General features: G+C 50.2%; 1 rRNA gene. It reads right to left on the reverse strand.

Going from position 1 to position 438, the window contains the following annotated elements:
* A 23S ribosomal RNA gene (locus tag AC0L3B_RS38420) occupies positions 1–438 on the reverse strand; the annotation flags it as partial.

A 438-nucleotide genomic window follows, 5' to 3' on the forward strand; every position in this document is an offset into this window, starting at 1 on the left:
GCGCCTTGGTATTCTCTACCCAACCACCTGTGTCGGTTTGGGGTACGGTTCCTGGTTACCTGAAGCTTAGAAGCTTTTCTTGGAAGCATGGCATCAACCACTTCGTCGTCTAAAAGACGACTCGTCATCAGCTCTCGGCCTTAGAATCCCGGATTTACCTAAGATTCCAGCCTACCACCTTAAACTTGGACAACCAACGCCAAGCTGGCCTAGCCTTCTCCGTCCCTCCATCGCAATAACCAGAAGTACAGGAATATTAACCTGTTTTCCATCGACTACGCTTTTCAGCCTCGCCTTAGGGACCGACTAACCCTGCGTCGATTAACGTTGCGCAGGAAACCTTGGTCTTTCGGCGTGGGTGTTTTTCACACCCATTGTCGTTACTCATGTCAGCATTCGCACTTCTGATACCTCCAGCAAGCTTCTCAACTCACCTTC

This window comes from Bradyrhizobium sp. Kon56, assembly GCF_055807635.1.